Origin of the sequence: Planktothrix sp. FACHB-1355, assembly GCF_014748295.1 — a bacterium.
In the GTDB taxonomy this organism is placed as follows: domain Bacteria; phylum Cyanobacteriota; class Cyanobacteriia; order Cyanobacteriales; family Aerosakkonemataceae; genus Aerosakkonema; species Aerosakkonema funiforme_A.
Genome location: NZ_JACJUP010000654.1, coordinates 1 through 3,919, shown reverse-complemented (window position 1 = coordinate 3,919; position 3,919 = coordinate 1). Strand labels below are relative to the sequence as shown.

The 3,919-nt window shown below is 40.9% G+C and carries 3 protein-coding genes; all 3 read left to right on the top strand.

Annotated features, from left to right (window positions below):
• Positions 1-381: 381 nt before the first annotated feature.
• Positions 382-1,107, top strand: coding sequence for a DUF4079 domain-containing protein (locus tag H6S82_RS22470; protein ID WP_190465253.1), 726 nt, complete (start codon positions 382-384; stop codon positions 1,105-1,107).
• 242 nt (positions 1,108-1,349) lie between these two features.
• Complete coding sequence (locus tag H6S82_RS22465) at positions 1,350-2,303, top strand: DUF3365 domain-containing protein (protein ID WP_190465254.1); 954 nt, start codon at positions 1,350-1,352, stop codon at positions 2,301-2,303.
• Positions 2,269-3,919: cache domain-containing protein (locus H6S82_RS22460; protein ID WP_191056732.1), on the top strand; the 1,651-nt coding region annotated here is incomplete at its 3' end. The genes H6S82_RS22465 and H6S82_RS22460, both read left to right, overlap by 35 nt.

Sequence of the window (3,919 nt, the reverse complement as noted above, 5' to 3'; positions counted from 1 at the left end):
TCCCACGAGTTGGGCGCTTTCTAGGTTAGCTCCAATTAATTTAGCTCCACTAAAATCTCTTTCTCCTGCTGCATAACGTCTGAGTAGTTCGTTAGCGTCCATATTATTTTGCTCCGGCTAGGGCTGAATTACCCGTATATTTATAGATTGCCCATATAAATGCCAAAAAAAACATTAATTTTGTTGTTGTTTGATGCAGAGACTTAATAATTAGATGAAGAATTTTTACATTTAATCATTGGTAATTAGTGATTTGTTAACCAGTTTCAACTATGCTACTTTGGGTGGCTAGTGCAGTGCAGCAGAAGTAACCGACCAGATCGGAAGTAGTTGAATGCCTGACGCTTATAGGATTTTTGACTTTTGACTCTTGGGTGTGTTATGGAATTCCAAGATTTTCTGGCTCTTATTCATCCGGCGATCGCAGTTGTGATAGTCTTTCCCCTGATTGGCACGGTGGTAAACTTTGCATGGCAGACCCGCGTGCGTCGCTTGCAAACTGCTGCCAAAGACAAAAGTAAAATTCCCTCCTCTGTTGGCCCAGAACACATCAAAATGGGTCGCTGGCTGACTGGTTGGGTTGTGGGGTTGACTTTGGTAGGGTTAGCTTACCATATTGTCGAACATATTTTGAGCGATCGCACCTGGACTAAAGCACCATTGCAAGTTGCCTTTATCCTGCTGATGTTTTTGGATACGATCGCCGCCCTCGTATTGCTCTACCTCGCAAAGCAGAAAATCTGGCGCGGACTTTTTGCCACTTTAACCGGCATGGGTATAGTTCTTCTCGGTTGTCAAGACGGAGTTTTTCGCCGCACGAATGAATGGTACTGGTCTCATTACTACATCGGCATTACTGCCACATTACTAATGATTTTTTCTTTAGCCATTGTGCAAGATATCTATAAAGATAAATCGAATCGCTGGCGAACTTTTCATATAATTTTGAACAGTTTTGCTCTCTTACTTTTTATCGGACAGGGACTAACAGGTACGCGGGATTTGCTCGAGATCCCTTTACATTGGCAGAAAACCTATATTTTCAGTTGCGATTTTAATAACAAAACTTGTCCGCAAGCAGTACCACCTTCGGAAGATACCCGTTGATATTGTTGAAGCGGGTCTGGGTCGGGGTAACGGAGGGCTTCGCGGCTCGCCCGGAGCCCCGCAACAAATAGCGCCTGTATTGTCCGATTGCGTTTCGATGCTATCAGGGAAAAAAATATTATTTCATCTACCCAAAGGTTGACTTTTGGAGATTTTGGAATTACTATCCTACTTAGTAGAATTTAATCTCAAATTTAGTAGCATTCTTACCTATTCACCAAAATTAAAAATCCTCTTAAAAAATGTTAAAAAATCTTAAACTAGAAACACTCTTCACTTTGTTAACACTCCTAGTTGTCATAGGAGCATTAGTGCTGAGCGGAGTAGTTATCAATAACGGCATACGAGATAGAGCCAGAAATGAAATAACTACCAAGGCTGGAGTAATGATGAAGACCATGATAGCCGTTCACAGGTACACAAACGAACAGGTGAAGCCTAAATTTGGTGATAGGTTAGCTCAAGAATTTATCCCCGAATCCGTTTCTTTTTTCGCGGCCAGAGAAATTTTTGAAAGATTGCGCCAAAATCCGGAATACCAAGATTTTTTCTACAAAGAAGCGGCACTTAACCCGACAAATATTAAGGATAAGGCGGATGCTTTTGAAACGCGCCTGATCGAGCGGTTTCGCAAAGAAAAAGCGCTAGAACAAGTAGAAGGTTATAGAGATTATCAAGGTAAAAAATTATTCTATGTAGCCCGACCTGCAAAAGTTACTCAAGCTAGTTGCTTGGAATGTCACGATACGCCGGAAAAAGCTCCCCCAAGTATGGTTGCACAGTACGGCAAAGAAAATGGGTTTGGCTGGAAGCTGAATGAAATAGTCGGCGCTCAAATGATTGCAGTACCAGTCGGTACAGTTTTCGGTAGTGCCCAGCTGTTAGTTTTTAAGTTTATGGGTACTATATTGTTGGCGTTAGCCCTCTTAATAGCAGGGATAAAATTATTGTTAAATCGCTTTATTGTCGAACCTATTGAAGAGATGACAAGAGTGACGAAGGCGATTGTTAACGGGGAAAGGGAACTTGAATTTGAGGTTGATTATAAAAATGAGATAGGAAATTTAAGAACACATTTAAACCGCATGAAGCGGGATTACGAAATAGAAATAGAAAAATATAAAGAATCGTTAATAACCGACACTGAAGAGGAAATCGAAAATGAAAATGAAGAGAGTGAAAACTCAGATAATTAGTCAAAAGCTCGTAGATTTGAATGCTGAGAGAGAAGAGGAGCCAGCAGCAGAAGGTACAACGGAGATCGCAACAGAGGATAATACTGTACAAGTAAATCCTCAGCTACGCAAAGTCCAAAAATTAATATTTGACTGCTCGACAATACTTTGCGGTATCAGTTTATTTTTGGCATCTTACGGCTTTTATTCTTACTCGGAAGAGAGAAATCAGGTAATCCAAAAAGCTGAAATAAATGCGAGACAGGAAACTGTTTATGCCAGTCGTAAGATAGAGCAAGAACTTCGCAAACTCCAAGGCGCAGCTAATGGGATTGCTTACGATTTGACTTCGGGAAAGTTAAAGGATGAACAGTTAACAACTAGACTGCAACAGGAAATAGAGAGAAATGCCGATTTTGTGGCAATCGGTGCTGCTTATCAACCTTTCGTGTATTCTCGGCGGCGGTTGTATGCACCTTTCTATGGTAGAAAAGATGGCACAATTAAACTGAACCAAATTGAGGACAAGAACGACTATACCAAACCAGTGCCAGAAAATGAGTGGTATTTTAATGCTTTACGGAATGATTTTGTTTGGGCTGAACCTTACATTGACAAATATTCTGATGCTCTCATAGTAGATTATAACGTTAGGTTTTCTCGGACTAACCCAAAAACTAAAAAAGAAGAGCCAGCTGGCGTCATCTATGCCAACTATTCAATAGAGAAGCTCAAAAGGCTAATGGCGACACTCAATCTGGGTAAATCTGGCTACGGGTTTTTGCTTTCTAAGAAAGGAGTTTTTATCGCTCATCCGATTGACGAGTACGTCAAAAATCAAAAAACTATTTTTGACTTAGCGACGGAAACTGACAAGAAAGAAATTAGAGAATTAGGTGAAAAAGCCATCAAAGGGGAAAGCACCATTATAGAGTATCAGAATGAAATAACGGGTCAATCTTCGTGGATGATTGTTGAACCGCTACCTCTGAATGGATGGTCGCTGGGAGTAGTTGTCATCAAGGATGAAAGTTCTAGCGACAACACGACGTTACGGCGAAAAACGATCGTACTCTGGTTAGAGTTGATATTATTTGTCTTTTTTCTGTCAATTCTGAGCTTTCGCGCTCATAGAGGCAGCGTCAAAAGTCTTTGGGCAGTGGCGTGTACCTATAGTATTTTATGTGTGGCGGCGATCGGTATTATCTGGAATATTGCTTTATCAGAGCGAGCTTATAAAAACAGCAGGAATATTCTGCTCAACAAGGCAACTGTAGATAATTTATTGGCTCCCCAAAATGCCATAGCAGAGGAATTGAAGCAAGAGCCACCGCTGTACATTCCCACCGGAGTTTATATTCAGTCTCTCAAATTTACCGGAACTAATGATGTGTTCGTCACCGGTTACGTGTGGCAGAAGTATAACAAAAATATCCCCGAAAGCGTGAATCGAGGTTTTATCTTGCCAGAAGCGTCTGATATCCAAATTAGCGATCCTGAGAAGTTTGTAACTAACAATACCGATCTGCTCCGTTGGTACTTTGAAGGTACAATCCGGCAAAATTTTAATTTTTCCAAGTATCCCTTCGACTATAATGATGTCTGGCTGAGGTTGTGGCCGAAAGATATCAATCGAC